At 41.8% G+C, this 17935-nt stretch carries 10 protein-coding genes and 1 riboswitch; of the genes, 1 reads left to right on the top strand and 9 read right to left on the bottom strand.

Translation table 11 applies throughout. From position 1 onward, the window contains the following. Positions 1-12: 12 nt before the first annotated feature. From EL242_RS06925 to icd, 4 genes are all read right to left on the bottom strand, one after another. On the bottom strand, positions 13-1521 hold the full coding sequence (locus EL242_RS06925; RefSeq protein WP_126302044.1) for a SulP family inorganic anion transporter: 1509 nt from the start codon (positions 1519-1521) through the stop codon (positions 13-15). Between the two features lie 153 nt (positions 1522-1674). Beyond that, positions 1675-4032 (bottom strand): molybdopterin guanine dinucleotide-containing S/N-oxide reductase, encoded by a 2358-nt coding sequence (locus EL242_RS06920; RefSeq protein WP_126302043.1) that lies wholly within the window; start codon positions 4030-4032, stop codon positions 1675-1677. A 135-nt stretch (positions 4033-4167) separates the two neighbouring features. After that, on the bottom strand, positions 4168-6774 hold the full coding sequence (gene acnB, locus EL242_RS06915) for a bifunctional aconitate hydratase 2/2-methylisocitrate dehydratase (RefSeq protein ID WP_126302730.1): 2607 nt from the start codon (positions 6772-6774) through the stop codon (positions 4168-4170). 19 nt (positions 6775-6793) lie between these two features. Beyond that, a complete protein-coding gene (icd, locus tag EL242_RS06910; RefSeq protein ID WP_126302042.1) occupies positions 6794-8041 on the bottom strand; it encodes an NADP-dependent isocitrate dehydrogenase in 1248 nt (415 codons plus the stop codon). Positions 8042-8260: 219 nt separating this feature from the next. Here icd and EL242_RS06905 point away from each other — a divergent pair, with 219 nt between their 5' ends. Then, a complete protein-coding gene (locus EL242_RS06905; RefSeq protein WP_126302041.1) occupies positions 8261-9541 on the top strand; it encodes a citrate synthase in 1281 nt (426 codons plus the stop codon). A gap of 72 nt (positions 9542-9613) precedes the next feature. On the opposite strand, the gene EL242_RS11585 is transcribed toward EL242_RS06905, so the two are convergent. The 5 genes from EL242_RS11585 to EL242_RS06880 all read right to left on the bottom strand — a co-directional run bounded on the left by EL242_RS11585 (position 9614) and on the right by EL242_RS06880 (position 17869). Next, a complete protein-coding gene (locus tag EL242_RS11585) occupies positions 9614-12247 on the bottom strand; it encodes a DEAD/DEAH box helicase (RefSeq protein ID WP_126302040.1) in 2634 nt (877 codons plus the stop codon). A 14-nt stretch (positions 12248-12261) separates the two neighbouring features. Beyond that, positions 12262-13668 (bottom strand): site-specific DNA-methyltransferase, encoded by a 1407-nt coding sequence (locus tag EL242_RS06895; protein ID WP_197720727.1) that lies wholly within the window; start codon positions 13666-13668, stop codon positions 12262-12264. A 38-nt stretch (positions 13669-13706) separates the two neighbouring features. Continuing rightward, a complete protein-coding gene (locus EL242_RS06890) occupies positions 13707-13910 on the bottom strand; it encodes a DNA methylase N-4/N-6 (protein ID WP_126302038.1) in 204 nt (67 codons plus the stop codon). 140 nt (positions 13911-14050) lie between these two features. Beyond that, positions 14051-16537: a trimethylamine-N-oxide reductase TorA gene (gene torA / locus EL242_RS06885; protein ID WP_126302037.1), complete on the bottom strand. Its 2487-nt coding sequence runs from the start codon at positions 16535-16537 to the stop codon at positions 14051-14053. A gap of 18 nt (positions 16538-16555) precedes the next feature. Beyond that, positions 16556-16750, bottom strand: a riboswitch (molybdenum cofactor riboswitch). Between the two features lie 3 nt (positions 16751-16753). Next, entirely contained in the window at positions 16754-17869 is a 1116-nt protein-coding gene (locus EL242_RS06880) for a NapC/NirT family cytochrome c (protein WP_126302036.1), read from the bottom strand. Positions 17870-17935 lie beyond the last annotated feature (66 nt).

Here is a 17935-nt window from a genome sequence, read left to right as displayed (position 1 = left end):
CCGCTTGTATGCTTAATGGTTCAAGATATCCACATCTTCCGATTTATCGTGAACCCCAAATCTATCTACTAAGGTTTTGCTGGCCTCATTTAATCCGATAATTTCTACCTCAACATCACTTTTTCGATATTTCAACACAACTTTATCTAACGCTGAAACTGCCGTTACGTCCCAAAAGTGAGCGTGGGTTAAATCAATATGGACTTTTTTCAGTTCTGAACGGGTAAAATCAAATTGTGCGATAAAATCATCAGATGAGGCAAAAAACACTTGCCCGATAACATCATAACGCAATTCATTTTTCTCTATAGCACTTGTTTTTACCACCATATAATGCCCAATTTTATTCGCAAAGAATAACGCTGAGAGTAACACGCCGGAAAATACGCCAAGGGCTAAGTTATGTGTATAAACCACAATCGCAACGGTGACTAACATCACTACATTAAAACCGATTGGGTGCGTTTTTAGCTCTTTTAAGGATTGCCAATTAAAGGTGCCGATAGAGACCATAATCATCACCGCAACTAATGCTGCCATCGGAATCACTTTTAGAATATCGCTCAAAAATACCACAAAAATCAGTAACAAAAAACCGGCGAGAAAGGTAGATAGTCTTGTACGTCCACCGGATTTAACATTAATGACCGACTGCCCAATCATCGCACAACCTGCCATACCACCAAATAAGCCACTAATAATATTGGCAATGCCCTGCCCTTTACATTCACGGTTTTTATCGCTGTCTGTCTCTGTCATTTCATCAACAATCGTTGCCGTCATTAAAGATTCCAATAACCCTACTGCGGCCAAGCTGAAAGAATAAGGCAAAATAATCCATAAGGTGTCTAAATTAAGCGGAATATCGGGTAATAAAAACACTGGTAAGGTATCGGGTAATTGCCCCATATCCCCAACGGTACGAACATCAATGCCTTGCCATAATGTGAAAAGTGTTAAAGCAATAATGGTCACTAATGGTGAGGGAATGATTTTTCCAATCACCGGTACATAAGGAAAAAGATAAATGATAGCAAGCCCTGCTACCACCAGTGCATAAGTATGCCAAGTTGTATTTTGTAACTCAGGTAGTTGTGCCATAAAAATTAAAATGGCAAGTGCATTAACAAAACCAATCACTACGGCTCGTGCCACAAACCGCATAAGCGAGCCGAGTTTTAACCAACCGGCAATAATTTGCAACACGCCTGTTAATAAGGTAGCCGCTAGCATATATTGTAAACCGTGATCCCTCACTAAGCCTGCTAATACCAGAGCCATTGCACCGGTTGCTGCAGAAATCATCGCCGGTCTGCCGCCCACAAAACTGATAATTACTGCAATACAAAATGAGGCATATAAACCAATTTGTGGATCAACCCCTGCAATAATTGAAAATGCTATGGCTTCTGGAATTAACGCCAAAGCCACCACTAAACCAGAGAGAACATCACCTCGTACATTTGAAAACCATTGTTGTTTAATTACCGTAGGCGAAAATTGCTGAAATAAAGTTGTCATTATTACCCTTAAATAAAAAGAAAAGCCGAGCAAAGTCGGCTAAAAATGAAGCGAGAGAGTAGCAAATTAGTGAAAAGTCGTCAAATAAACAAGCGGCCTTATTTCTTTCTTTTTTGCAAAAAACAGTAGAAAAATAACCGCTTGGATTAATTGCTATTCACTAAAAACAGGGGCTTTAAACACCGTCACTTCAGGTGCATCTCCCACGAATTTTTCCACTTGAATCGTGGTAGTGTTAGGTGCATTCCCCTGCCCGAGTTTTGATGAACCCTCATTACGGGTTAGCACATTCGGGTTGCCATTTTTGCATAGTGGAGTGTCGGTTTTGCCTAAATCTTGCGGGTCATACCAACCGCCTTCGTATAACGCTACTGTGCCTTGAATGATGCCATCAGTCACTACTGCTCCTGCCAACACCTGCCCTCGCTTGTTAAAAATTCGCACAATATCACCGCTTGTAATGCCTCTGTCAGCGGCGTCTTTTGTGTGAATTAGCATGGGTTCTCTGCCGTTTACCTCGTAATATTGACGTAATGAGGAGTACGCAAGCTGACTGTGTAAACGGTATTTAATATGCGGTGTAACTAATGCCAATGGCTCGGCTTCGTTGGTTTTGCCTGAATATTCGTAATGTTCAAACCAAGTCGGGTGTCCTTTACAATCTTCATAATTCATCTTGGCAACGGTTTCAGAGAAAATCTCAATTTTGCCTGATGGCGTTGCCAATTTGTGTTTAATCGGATCAGCACGATAATCTTGATAGCGAACGAAAGTATTATTTTGATGTTCTGCCTCAAAACTTAACACTTTATTTTCTGCCCAAAATACCTCGAAATCCGGCAATGGCGTATTAGCTTTTTCCCCCGCTTCAAAGGCAACTTGGTAAAATTCTTTAAGCCATTCCATTTCGCTTTTGCCTTCGGTAAATGCTTGTTCTTTACCGGCTCGTTTCGCTAATTCGGCAAAAATATCGTAGTCGTTTTTCGCTTCAAATTGCGGTTCGACCACCTGTTTCATCGGGATAATATGTTTTGCCACATAATCACCGGCAACGGTGAGATCGTTTCGCTCGTAGCTGGTGGTCGCCGGTAATACAATATCCGCCATTCGAGCGGTTGGTGTCCAATAGCATTCATTGACGATGACTGTTTCCGGCTGCTGCCACGCTTTGACTAAATAGTTGGTATCCGGGTGATGGGCAAACGGATTGCCGCCTGCCCAATAGACTAATTTCACATCAGGGTAAACTAAGGTCTGTCCGTTGTAATCGTAAGGCTGATTTGGTTTAAGCAAGGCATCAGCAATTCGAGCCACTGGGAAAAACGGCATATCGGGGTTAGGTTTACCTGCATTTATTGCTCCTAAACGAACACCTGAACTGGCATTTAGCCCATTGGTAGAATAACGATAATTTAAGCCGAAACCGCCACCTGGCAAGCCAATTTGCCCGAGCATAGCGGCAAGAGTCACTAACGCCCAGTGGCTTTGCTCCCCGTGTTGCAGGCGTTGAAATCCCCAGCCGGACATCAACATTGTGCGGTGAGTAACAAAATCATTGGCTAAGGTTTTAATCACCTCCTCCGGAATGCCACAAATTTGGCTCGCCCATTCAGCCGTTTTCGGTTGATTATCGGTTTTTCCTAACACATAATCAGCAAATTGCTCGAAACCGACGGTATAGTTGGCTAAAAAGTCGTGATCATGCTTGTTTTCAGTAATAAGGGTGTGGGCGATCCCTAAAATCAGGGCGACATCCGTGCCGGTATTAATCGGCAACCATTCTGCCTCTAAAAATTGACAGGTCTCGCTTTTCACCGGGTCGATACAAATAATCCGTTTACCGCTGGCTTTGATTTTAGCCAGATAATCAATCCCCTCCGGTTCGGCAGAGGTCCACGCAATCCGCAATGTATTTAACGGGTTAGAAGACCAAATCACCAATAATTCTGTGCTTTCTACAATCGTATGCCAACTGGTTTGTTGAGCATACACCTCAATATTGCCTAATACATAAGGCATAATCACTTGCACCGCACCGGTGGAATAGTCGCCTTTGGTGTTGGTAAAACCACCTGTTAGGTTTAAATAACGTTGTAAAAGCGTGCGAGAGGCGTGCAGTGAACCACAGCTATACCAACCGTAAGAACCACCGAAAATGGATTCACTCCCGTATTGTTCTCTTACTCGTTGGATTTCGCTGGAAACTAGCTCAAAGGCTTTGTCCCAAGAGACTCTTACCCACTCATCTCTCCCTCGTAAAGTGGTGTCTTTATTCCCTTCCAAATAGCCTTTCCGTACCATCGGATATTTCACCCGAACCGGGCTATAGAGCTGATCCGCCACCACATCTTGTAATTCGTTTTGGTGATTTTTTGCTAAGCTGCCCTCTGATTTCACGACTTTTCCGTTTTCCACTGTTACATTTAATGCACCCCAGTGGGCGGCAGTGGTAATGGTATTTTCCAGTTTATCCAAAAAGACAAACTTCCCTTTTTCTAATGCTGTGTTCATTTAAATTAATGCCTTTTCTATTACAAAATTGAGAGGAATTTACTGGATTAAGCCAAAAGTTGCAACCACAAGCGGTTGTTTTTAGCCAAAAATTTGCAAAATAAAACCCACCTAAAAAGGTGGGTTTCAAGGAAGTTAAACGGCAACTTGAACGATTACATTATCCGCTTTTTTCACATAACTATTGATTTGGTCAAAGTTCATATAGCGGTAAATATCGTCCTTATCTTTCTGCAAGTTATTCATATAGTCTAGGTACTCTTGCGGTGTTGGCAATTTACCTAATAATGCAGACACTGCAGCTAATTCCGCTGAGGCTAAATACACATTTGCCCCTTGCCCCAAACGGTTCGGGAAGTTTCGAGTAGAAGTAGAAACCACATTGGCATTATTTGCCACTCGAGCTTGGTTACCCATACAAAGCGAACAGCCCGGCATCTCTACCCTCGCCCCGCTTTTGCCGTAAATGCTGTAATAGCCTTCTTCGGTCAGCAAGCCTGCGTCCATTTTAGTCGGCGGTGCAATCCATAATTTAGTCGGCAACTCGCCCTGTGCTTGGCTTAATAGTTTACCTGCCGCACGGAAATGCCCGATATTGGTCATACAAGAACCGATAAAGACCTCATCAATTTTATCGCCTTGCACTTGTGAAAGCAGACGAGCATCATCAGGGTCATTTGGTACACACACAATCGGCTCTTTGATTTCATCTAAGTTGATCTCAATCACTGCAGCATATTCAGCATTTTCGTCTGCTTCTAAAAGCTCCGGATTATCCAACCACGCTTGCATATTGGCGATACGGCGTTCCAGCGTACGTTTATCATCATAGCCTTCTGCAATCATCCATTTTAATAAGGTGATATTAGAATTTAGATACTCGATAATTGGCTCTTTGTTCAGCTTAATAGTACAAGCTGCGGCAGAACGTTCGGCAGAAGCATCAGAAAGCTCAAAGGCTTGTTCGATTTTCAGATCTTCCAACCCTTCAATCTCTAAAATTCGACCGGAGAAAATATTTTTCTTGCCTTTTTTCTCAACTGTCAATAAGCCTTGCTGAATGGCATAGTACGGAATAGCGTGAACCAGATCGCGTAAGGTAATGCCCGGTTGCATTGTGCCGGAAAAACGGACTAAAACCGATTCCGGCATATCTAACGGCATCACCCCTGTTGCCGCAGCAAAGGCAACTAAGCCCGAACCGGCAGGGAATGAAATCCCGATTGGGAAACGGGTGTGGGAGTCGCCGCCTGTACCGACAGTATCCGGCAATAACATACGGTTTAGCCAAGAGTGAATCACACCATCACCCGGGCGAAGTGATACACCGCCACGGTTCATAATAAAATCAGGCAAGGTGTGGTGGGTAATTACGTCCACCGGTTTCGGGTAAGCGGCAGTATGGCAGAACGATTGCATCACAAGATCTGCGGAGAAACCTAAACAGGCTAAATCTTTTAGCTCATCTCTTGTCATTGGTCCTGTAGTATCTTGTGAACCGACAGACGTCATTCTTGGTTCGCAATATTGCCCCGGTCGAACGCCTTCTACGCCACAAGCACGCCCCACCATTTTTTGGGCAAGGGTGTAACCTTTGTTACTCTCTGAAACCGACTGAGGTTTAATAAATACGTCACTTTCAGGCAATCCTAATGCTACTCTGGCTTTATGAGTCAAGCCACGCCCGATAATCAGCGGGATTCGCCCACCTGCACGTACTTCATCAAGCAATACTTCGGTTTTTAGCTCAAATTCGGCTAAGACTTCATCGGAATTGTGTTTGCAAATTTTGCCTGCATAAGGGTAAATGTCGATTACATCACCCATATTCAGGTTGGTCACATCCACTTCAATTGGTAAAGAACCTGCATCTTCTAATGTATTAAAGAAAATCGGGGCAATTTTGCCACCTAACACCACACCACCGGTACGTTTATTTGGAATGTAAGGAATATCTTCCCCCATAAACCAAAGCACGGAGTTGGTTGCCGATTTACGAGAAGAGCCGGTGCCAACGACATCGCCCACATAAGCTAACGGAAAACCTTTTTCTTTTAATGCTTCCAGTTGCTTAATCGGGCCGGTGTGACCGTTTTCATCAGGGAAAATGCCGTCACGTTCATTTTTCAGCATTGCTTGAGCGTGGAGTGGAATATCAGGGCGAGACCAAGCATCTTGAGCCGGGGAAAGATCATCGGTATTGGTTTCGCCTGTGACTTTAAATACCGTTACCGTTAATTTTTCGGCAAGTTTCGGGCGAGAGGTAAACCAATCGGCATTCGCCCAAGATTCCAATACTTGTTGTGCAAACGGATTGCCCTGCTCTGCCCGTTCTTTTACATCGTGGAAATTATCAAACATCAACAATGTTTTAGATAAAGCTTCCACCGCAATCGGTGCAAGCTCTGGGTTATCCAATGCAGACAATAAGGTTTCAATGTTATACCCACCTTGCATTGTGCCGAGTAATTTAACTGCGTGAGCAGGCGAAATCAGTGGCGATGTGGCAACACCTTTTGCAATATCGGCTAAAAAGGCGGCTTTAACATAAGCTGCTTCATCAACACCGGCCGGAATACGATTGGTAAAAAGATCTAATAAAAAGACCGCTTGTTCAGCCGGTGGGTTTTTCAATAATTCTACCAACTGGGCAGTTTGCTCTGCCGAAAGTGGTTTAGGCACGACTCCCAATGCCGTACGTTCATCAACCTGTTGTTGATAATTTTCTATAAAATTTTCCATCATCATTCCCTCTCCAACTTTACATATTGGCAATAATGTCTTGTGCAAATTCTGAGGTTGAGCGTAGAGTTGCTCCCTCTAGCATCTCCGCAAAATCAAAGGTTACGGTTTTATTTGCAATGGTTTTAGACACCGCTTTTACCACTAAATCCGCTGCCTCAACCCAGCCTAAATGGCGTAACATCATTTCCCCACTTAAAATTAATGACCCCGGATTGCCTTTATTTTGCCCTGCAATTTTAGGGGCTGTGCCGTGTGTCGCTTCAAAAATAGCTGCTTCAAACCCAATATTCGCCCCCGGGGAAATACCAATACCTCCTACTTGAGCGGCTAAAGCATCAGAAATATAGTCACCGTTTAAATTCAGGGTAGCAATTACATCATATTCGGCCGGGTGTAATAAAATTTCTTGTAAAAACGCATCAGCAATACTGTCTTTAATAATGATTTCTTCGCCGGTTTTCGGATTGGTTAAGCTCATCCAAGGGCCTTTATCAATTAATTTTGCTCCAAATTCTTCGGCAACTTGATAGCCCCACTCTTTAAATGCCCCTTCGGTAAATTTCATAATGTTACCTTTATGCACCAGAGTCAGCGATTTACGATTGTTATCAATCACATATTGTAATGCTGCTCGCACCAAACGTTGTGTGCCTTGCTTAGAAACCGGCTTAATTCCGATACCGCAATCTTCGGTAAAGCGGATTTTTTTCACGCCCATCTCTTGTTGTAAGAATTGAATCACTTTATTAGCTTCAGGCGAACCGGCAACCCACTCTACACCGGCATAAATATCTTCTGAGTTTTCACGGAAAATAACCATATCCACCAGCTCAGGGTGTTTAACCGGGCTTGGCGTACCGTCATAATAACGAATTGGGCGTAAGCAGTTGTACAAATCCAACCCTTGACGCATCGCCACATTCAATGAACGAATACCGCCACCCACTGGTGTCATTAACGGGCCTTTAATTGCAACGTGATATTGACGGATAAGATCTAAGGTTTCGTCCGGCAACCAGGTGTTTTCGCCATATAATTTATTCGCTTTTTCGCCTGCGTAAATTTCCATCCACGCAATTTTTCGCTTGCCTTGATAGGCTTTTTCCACCGCCGCATCTAAAACAGCTTTCATTGCTGGGGTAACATCAACACCAATGCCATCGCCTTCAATAAAAGGAATAATCGGATTATCAGGTACTTTTAGAGAACCGTCTTGGTTTAGTTGAATAGTTTCGCCTTGTGGAATTGAGACTTGTGTTTGCATTTGGTTTACCTCGTAGTGACGAAAAATGAATGTTGACAAGAAGAGAACAATGGATTAACTATAAACAGTAAATTTCTAAATGTAAATAAAACAGACTATGCCGAAAAGGATATTTGTGATCTAACGCACATTTATGTAAATAAAATGTAAAAAATCGTTGTGGTTTTCTTGGAAATCATCTAGTTTATCTTCTAAATCCAAAATAAACAGGAGTAACTTATGTCTAAAGCAACACTCACACTCGAAACGGGTGAAACACTGGAACTCAATATGCAAAAAGGGAGTTTAGGCTACCAAACTGTTGATATTCAGCCTTTTTTAAAACATAAGTTGTTTGCTTATGATCCCGGATTGGTTTCAACTGCTGTATGCCAATCCAATATCACTTATGTTGATGGCGATGAAGGGGTTTTACTCTATCGAGGCTACCCGATTGACCAATTAGCCAAACATTCTGATTACTTAGAAGTCGGGTATATGCTGTTATTCGGCGAACGCCCTACTAAAGAAGAATACAAAGACTTCGTTCAACTCATCAAAAAACACACTCTTGTACACGAACAACTAACCAAATTCTTCTCCGGTTTCCGCCGAGATTCGCACCCAATGGCGGTGATGTGTGGGGTAAGTGGAGCTTTGGCTGCCTTCTACCACGACGCCATTGATGTAAACAACCAAGCCCACCGTGAATTAACCGCCATTCGTTTGTTAGCCAAAATCCCAACCCTTGCGGCGATGTGTTATAAATACTCTATCGGTCAGCCGTTTATGTTCCCACAAAACCACTTATCTTACGCCGGCAACTTCTTATATATGATGTTTGCCACTCCTTGTGAACCGTACGAAGTGAACCCTGTGTTAGAGCGTGCGTTAGACCGAATTTTCATTTTACATGCAGACCACGAACAAAACGCTTCGACCTCAACCGTGCGAACCGCCGCTTCATCAGGTGCAAACCCATTTGCTTGCATTGCTGCCGGTATTGCCTCTCTATGGGGACCTGCACACGGAGGAGCAAATGAAGCCTGTATCAATATGTTGGAAGAAATCGGCACTGTGGATCGTATTCCTGAATTTATTGCTCGAGCCAAAGATAAAAATGACCCGTTCCGCTTAATGGGCTTTGGGCATCGTGTCTATAAAAACTACGACCCTCGTGCGAAAGTAATGCGTGAAACCTGCCACGAAGTGTTAAAAGAACTGAACATTGATAACCCACTATTTGAAGTGGCATTGGAATTAGAACGTATTGCGTTAAGCGACCCTTATTTCATTGAGCATAAACTTTATCCAAACGTAGATTTCTACTCCGGAATCGTGCTAAAAGCCATCGGTATTCCAACCTCAATGTTTACCGTAATGTTTGCCCTAGCCAGAACCGTTGGCTGGATTGCTCACTGGAAAGAGATGTATCTCCAAGGCAATATCAAAATCGTTCGTCCACGTCAAATCTACACCGGACATACTAAACGTGATTTTGAGCCAATGGATAAATCATAAGATTGGCAAAAAATCGAAAAATTTTAACCGCTTGTTTCCACAAGCGGTTATATTTTGCATAAAATTTGCAAATCAGGCTAATTTATTTAGCAGTTGTGTTCGAACATCTTGACCATTTTCATCGCTTTTTACAGCCATAATAAATAAGCCTTTTCCTTGACTTAATTTCTCCCAAAGATTGCCAATTAAGGCTTTTTCTTTAGAATCTTCATTACTTTTTAATTGTTCCCCTTTATATTCCACAATTAAAATTCGACCATCAATCAGCTCTACAATAAAATCAGGGTAAAAATTCTGATGAGCTAATGGTAAAGAAAACCCTCTTTTTACAGGATTTCTTACCCAATATTTCACTTGAGGCAATGAATCAATCGCAACGGCACAATCAAATTCTTCCCCGCTTGCTTTCAATTCTTCAATTCGAGCAAAATAGTGTTTGCTGAATTTGTAACGCCCTGTATAAAAAGGAGGTTGAGGTACAACTTTTTCCAGATTAAAACTAAACTGATATTGCTCGTTTAAGCAGATTTCTATTTCTTTATTATCGCCAAATAGCGTTTGTTGATAGCAATTTTTTTGAGCTAACGTCCGATAACGATTAATCAAATCTGAAATCGCCCGAGCCAATGCAAATTTATGTTGAACTAACAGAGTTAACGTTATTTCTACATTTCTTAGTAAATCTGAAATCAATAATTGCAAAAACCGTAACATTATAGGTTGAGGAATATCCGTTAAACGCACTTGTTTATCTAACCAACGGATAAAATCGCGTTCGGTTAATTCTAACCAATCATCAGAAAAACTCAGTTGCTGCTGATTAAAATGGTAAGAAACCCGTTTATCTTCCACATCAATTTCAAAACTTTGGCTATTTTCTTGTAATCTAAATCCATCAAGTTTGGCTGGATAATCCAATAAATTCCAACTTTGGTAATCTAATAGAACTTGTGAATCAGCTAAGTCGAATTCGCCTTGAATATTCATACACAGTTGAGGTATTACTTTAAATATTTCCCCTTTTTCAGCAGGAGAAGATAATATTTCAACTCTATTTTGGTGAATTTGTAACTGTTGCTCAATTTGCTCTTTTTTCTTACCTGTTGCAGTTCGAATCAACGCTTTTTCTAACTTTTCACTTAAATTACCTTTTACTTGCACTAAAATGTGACCTTCTTGCTCGGTAATTTTAAGTTGAGAACGTTCTGCTTCGCTTAAATCAGACATTTCAGGGAGTTGCGTTAATGCTAAAACTGTTGTCGGTGTATAGAATAAATCTCCTTCGTTTCCAATCCAATTTTCTTGTTGTGGGATACGAAGCATTTCAGCTACTTCTAATGCTTCAAACCCCATGCCAATCAATTTATCTTGTAAATTACGGGCCGTTTCGCCGAACGACTTAGAGGAAAGATGAGCATAAGCACGATTTAAATCTTCAATTTGACGGCGTTTAGCATAAGGCATTCGCAATACTCGCCCTAATAGCTGCTCCGCTTCCTTGCTAGAGGAAACATTTTGTACTGAGCAAAAAATATAAGCAAACGGGCAATCCCATCCTTCTTTTAATGCCTCAACCGTGATGATGTAATTGATCTTGCATTGTGGATTAAATAAATCGATATTATCTAATTCGTGTTGATTACCTGTCACAATGGCAATCTCTTCTTCATCAATTTTTAACTCATCAATTAAATACTGTTTTAAGACTTCTACTGTTACTTTACCGTTTTTCGGCTCAGCTTGGAATAACACAAGCGGACGAACATACTCGCTCTCATACTGTGCTTTTTGTGCTAATACTCCTCTATTGATTACTGCCCCATCTATTGCTTGTTGCCAGTTGTGATGTTCGGTCAGCACAATCGGTAATTTGATCATCTCTTCTGATTTTAGATGACTTGCCGAAACGTGATACAGCACATTACTTCCTGCTTTTCTATCTGTGTTTGGCGTAGCAGTAAATTCTAAAATAGCTGATGGGGAAAGTTGAGATAGCACATCAAAAGAGAGTGAAGTCCGAGCATTATGCGCCTCATCAACAATGACCAAAGGCTGATAAGCTCGCAACAAATTTGCAAAAGAACACTTAATTTTGCCCGTTTGTTTGGAGGTTAAACCGTTCTCTTGTAGATCAGTAGTGGAAATCTTTTCTAAATTTGCCTGAATATGGGGTGGTAAACGCTCAAAATGAGCTGTTAATTTTTCATTAAAAGCATAGATTTTTCGCCCATCTTGATTTTCTACCCGAAAATTTTGAATGGTAGAAACAATTACAATCGCCTTATTACCGAAATCTTGTGGGCGAAGTAAATCAAAATCTTCAGACTCAATAACTATTACTTCTCGGTTAAAAGTTTTATCAAGTGCCGCACGGTAAGGGTGTTGTGGATTTTTCAACGCTTCTGCAGTTTGGGTTTTAATTGTGCGAGAAGGTACTAGCCATAAAGTAACAGGGAAATCGCAATCCAAATATTGCTTTGCAATACGGGCAATGCTATGCGAGGCTAACAATGTTTTACCGCCACCCGTTGGAATTCGTACACAAACATAAGGCACATCACGCAAATTACTGTGCTCACTTGGGATCTTGTAACTATATTCAGGTTGGATTTGGCTAAAAGCGGTTTTTGCATCAGATTGCAAGCAAGCCGAAAAATAGTGGCTGACACGGTTTAATGCTTCATTTTGGTAATTTTTTAATTTCATTTTTTCTCCCACTATTAACGCGCTGTTACATCATACGGAATCTGTTTAAATGTAATTTTCTTTTCAGCTAACTGTGCCTCTCCTAAACGACATGCTTCGCCATATATCACAATCTCTACTCCCTGTTGAATAAATTCAGCAAAGTATGGTAACTCCGTCATTAATTTTCGTGTCAGAACATTACCACTCTGCGGACGTTTATCACCTAAAATTCCGTTATATAACAAATAGTAGGCTTTGCCGTTGAAAGTGCCGACAAGCGGTGATTTTTCGCTGTTTTTTTGCAAAGGGAAATGATTTTCTAAATACCAAATATGGGCGGCTAAATCGTCAAAACGAATGTTCGGATTAAGTGAACCGAATGCGTCAAATACTTCCTCGCCTAACTCACAAAAGCGAAACGATCCGCCACCTTGCCAATTTACTGCTTTTGAAATACCGCCTTGCTCACCTTCAATTACTTTTTTCAACCTTGGGACAACATGGGTTTTAGCATGTTCGCCAATCTCAATACCGATATAACGACGGTTCATTTTATGAGCAACTGCTGCAGTTGTACCTGAGCCAAGAAAGCTATCGAGGACGAGATCGTTTTCGATAGTAGCTAGATGTAAGATTCTTTGCAACAGCGTTTCAGGTTTTGGAGTAGAAAATGGATCTTCAAGATTAAATTTCTTCACTTCTTGCCTAGCATTGCGGTTTTCACCTACTTCTTCATATAACCAAACGGATTTTGGAACAATTTTTGATTCCTCTACTTCACATAAAAATCGTTTGATACAAGGTTTATTGCTGCCACTTTTACCAAAAGTAATTCTATGATCAGCCAATAATTCTAAAAATTTTTCTTCCGAATAAACCCAAGCTCTGCCAGCAGCTGGTTTAACTTTCTTACCGGATGGTGTTGTAATCTCATATAAAGAATTTTCATTAACCGTTTTAACAGTCATATCTCCTGCAAACCACGTTCCACGACCATAAATATTTCCATCACTATCTACGCCGTCAAATTCATCTGATTTATTATAAATGGAATTCTGCTCCTCGGTTCTTTCCAGTTTGATTGGTCTCCATTTTTCTTTATTCTTAGCGAAGCATAAAATATGGTCGTGATTATCAGATATCCATCTTGCATCATTTGATGGAGACGATTTCTTCTGCCACACCACATTCGCTACAAAATTCTTCCGCCCAAAAATTTCATCAAGCATAATTTTCAAATAGTGACTTTCGTTATCATCAAGAGTGATCCAAATTGAACCATCTTCGGCAAGTAACTCTCGCAGAATTTCAAGGCGTGGATACATCATTGAAAGCCAAACGGAATGCTCTAAATTATCATCGTAGTGGGTAAAGGCCGATTTTGTGTTATAGGGAGGATCAATAAAAATACATTTGACTTGCCCCGCATAAAAGGGCAAAAGAGATTTTAAGGCTGATAAATTATCACCCTGAATAATTAAATTTTGCTTGATTTTAGATAAGGTTTCAGCAGAAGCTGAGCTGTCGGCTGTCGGCTGTCGGCTGTCGGCTGTCGGCTGTCGGCTGTCGGCTGTCGGGCAATATTATGCGAGAAATCCGGCAACTCACGCAATAGGTAATATGGGGTTTGTTTTGCTTTTTTGACGGCTTCTTCTTTGCCGTACCAAGTAAGGGTTGTCATAAAATGCACCTGAAAAGTAAAAGTGGATTATTGTAACAAGCGGTCAAAAAAATAGAAAGTTTTACAAAAAATTAAGCAAATTTAACCGCTTGCAACATAGAAAAGGCACAGTTTTATACTGTGCCTTTGGTTATATGAAATTAGCCTTGTGTGTATTTAGGCTCTTTAAATACTGTTACTTCTGGTGCTTGTCCGGTGAATTTTTCAACCTGTACCGTAGCGGTATTTGGTGAGTTACCCTGTGCTAATTTTGATGTGCCTTCATCACGGGTTAGCACGTTAGGGTTGCCGTTTTTACATAGCGGTTGCTCGCTGGTGCCGAGATCGAGCGGATCGTACCAAGCTCCTTCGTGCAAGGCTAATGTACCTTTGATAATGCCATCTGTCACCACTGCACCGGCTAATACTTGACCACGTTTGTTAAAAATACGCACAATATCACCGCTTGTAATGCCACGAGCAGCAGCATCTTCAGTATGGATTAACACCGGCTCACGGTCATTAACCGCATATTGTTTACGTAATGATGAGTAAGCTAACTGGCTATGTAAACGCCATTTAGAATGTGGAGTCACCAATGCCAACGGTTCTTCTGCGGTGGTTTTACCCGAGTATTCTTCGTGTTCCATCCAAGTTGGGTGGCCTTTACAGTCATCATAATTCATTTTGGCAATCACTTCAGAGAAAATCTCAATTTTGCCGGACGGTGTGCCTAATGGATTTAGGAGCGGATCATTACGGAATTCTTCATAGCGAACCCATTTTTTCGCTTTATCTGATGCTTTAAAAGAAAGTGGTTTATTCTCTTGCCAGAATTTCTCGAATTTCGGCATAATCACACGATTTTTGCGTGCTGCCTCAAATGCAGTTTGATAGAAACTTTGTAGCCAATCCATTTCAGATTTGCCTTCGGTAAATTCCGCTTCTTTGCCTGCACGTTTGGCAAGTTCGGCAAAAATATCGTAGTCGTTTTTTGCCTCAAATTGCGGCTCGACCACCTGTTTCATCGGGAAAATATTCATCATTGAATAATCGCCCGACATGGTTAAGTCATTACGCTCATAGCTGGTAGTTGCCGGCAGCACAATGTCAGACATACGAGCCGTTGGTGTCCAATGGCATTCATTGACGATAATAGTATCCGGTTTTTGCCACGCTTTCACTAAAGTGTTGGTATCTTGGTGGTGAGTAAACGGATTACCACCTGCCCAATAGACAATCTTGATATCCGGATAAGTAATTTGTGTGCCATTATAATCAATGGTTTTGCCCGGGTTGAGGAGTGCATCAGAAATACGAGCCACTGGGAATGAAGATTTTGAGGTTTCATCCAACCAAGTTTTCGCTCCTGCTTCTACTGCCGGATTTGCCGTGATAGAGCCTAAAATGCCCCCTGTTGCACTCGGCACACCGCCGTTTGAGTAGTGGTAACTTAAACCAAAGCCACCACCCGGTAAGCCGATTTGACCTAACATTGCAGCTAAGGTGACTAACATCCAATGCCCTTGTTCACCGTGTCGTTGGCGTTGAATCCCCCAACCTGCCATTAACATTGTGCGTTTAGATTGAAAATCGGTCGCTAATTTTTTAATGGTTTCTTCCGGCACACCACAAATTTGGCTTGCCCATTTTGCATCTTTCGGTTGATTGTCGGTTTTACCGAGCAGATATTCTTCAAACTTCTCAAAACCGGTGGTGTATTTTTTAAGGAATGCTTGATCGTGTTTGCCTTCAGCGACTAAGGTATGAGCCATACCAAGCATTAACGCAACATCAGTGCCGGTATTTACCGGTACCCATTCCGCACCTAAAAATTCACAAGATTCGCTTTTTACCGGATCAATACAGATAATGCGTTTCCCACTCTCTTTGAGTTTTTTGAAGTATTCGATACCTTGTTGATCGGTTGAAGTCCAGGCAATGCGTAGCGTATTTAACGGGTTAGCTGACCAAAGCACCACAATATCTGAACTTTCTAAAATCACTTCCCAACTGGTCTGCTGTTCGTACACTTCGATTGTACCTAAGACGTGTGGCATAATCACTTGAGCAGCACCGGTAGAATAGTCGCCTTTTACACCAACAAATCCGCCGGTGACATTTAAATAGCGTTGTAACAGTGTACGGGAAGCGTGTAACGCCCCAGAGCTATACCAACCGTAAGAACCACCAAAAATAGCATTCGCCCCGTGAGCCTCACGAACACGTTTCATTTCATTCGCTACTAATTCAAATGCTTTGTCCCACGAAACTCGCACCCATTCATCACGTCCACGCAATGTGGTGTCTTTATTCCCCTCTAAGTAACCTTTACGCACCATTGGGTATTTTACTCGTGTTTCACCGTGTACTTGGTCTGCTACCACGTGTTGCAATTCATTTGGTACAGAAATCTCAAACGCAGAATCAGATTTCACCACTTTGCCGTTTTCTACCACTACGCCCAAAGGCCCCCAGTGGGCAGCAGTTACTACTGTTTTCATCTCGGCAGCTTTGGCACTGGTGGAAGCTAATGCCCCTACTACACCGGTAGTACCACTAGCTAAACCTGCACCGGCAGCTAAGCTTAATGATGAATTTTTTAGAAAACCGCGACGACTTACGTCAATACTGTCTTGTTTTTTCATAATAAACCTCGTTTGAAGTTAAGTTAAAAATAGACACCTTTCTAAAGTCGAGTGGATAAACCATTTCTCGTGTATCCATTGGTAAAGCACCGGCGGTAATTTTTGCAAAATATTAGAAAAAATGACCGCTTGTAATAGGTGCTTTACGGCTTGCTACCATATCTCTGCTATCAGCAGACACTTAGGCCCACAAGCTCGGTATCCTCTAAGTTACAATTAATGGGAACTGCCTGCTACATCTTTTGCATTACGTTGCAGATAAATAGTCACCGCACGCACATCATCAGCCGACATAGATGTTCTGTCTTTCATTGAATTTACCACCCCAATCCATTGATTTGCGGTGTAATGCTCTGCCCCAATCGGTGCGTGGCAACCGCTACAGTGAGTTTGGTTTAAGTTATCGCCAAAATGATTTAGTGCAGTAATATTGGCGGTGACTGCATTTTTAGGAGCAGTAATTTCAAAATTGATTTCTTTCCAATTTGAGTTGGTGACATTATCAAAAACCGTTTTTGTGACATTCACTTTGCTTTGGGCGTCATCAGGCAGAAGAGCAACCATAATACGCTTGCCTAAATCCATATACACCACAGATTCCGCACCTTCTTGTTGCCAGCCATTCACCGTTGCTTTAACCTGCTCGCCTTCTGCTGTCCATTGATGTAATTCTGCATAAGGTAACAAGCGAATTTCTCCACCTTGAGCGAGCTGCACCGGCGTTATTGCGAGCGTATAAAGGGTTTTATCGTTTGTGCTAAATTCCGCACCGTGTTTAGCTAATTCGCCCATTGCTGCGGCACTATCTACCGGCACATCAGGCATAAAATGGGCAATACCTTTATGGCAATCAATACAGGTTTGGTTAGTTTCTTGGGCTAGTTTGTGCATTTTCTGTGCCGCTTCTTTTTGTTCAGAAAGCACCATCGCATCAAAACTATGACAGCTTTTACAGGTCATAGAATCGTTTTCTTTCATTTCTGCCCAAACACGTTGTGCCATTTCTAGACGATGAGCTTCATAAGCTTCTTGATCAGGTAATTTATTGGTTACAACGGTGTGCCAAACATCTTTTAATGCGATGATTTTAGCTTTGACATAATGCAAACCGTCTTGTGGTAGGTGGCAATCCGAACACTCAGCCCGAATCCCCTTACGGTTGGAAAAATGGACACTGCCTTCCCACTCTGCCTGTGGGTGAGTCATAGAATGGCAGCTCACACAAAATTCTGTTGAGCTGGTGGCTTTCATTGCATATTGTGTACCGCCCAACACCACAGCACCTAATGCCATAATGCCGACAAATACAGCGATTTTTTTCATCTTAGCCATAAATTACCCCACTTAATACACTAAAAATTAAAGACAGAGGCATTGTATTAACTCCCAAGAGGTATA

This window comes from Mannheimia haemolytica (assembly GCA_900638155.1).
Classification (GTDB): Bacteria; Pseudomonadota; Gammaproteobacteria; order Enterobacterales; family Pasteurellaceae; genus Mannheimia; species Mannheimia glucosida.
This window is presented reverse-complemented; position numbering and strand designations above follow the sequence as displayed.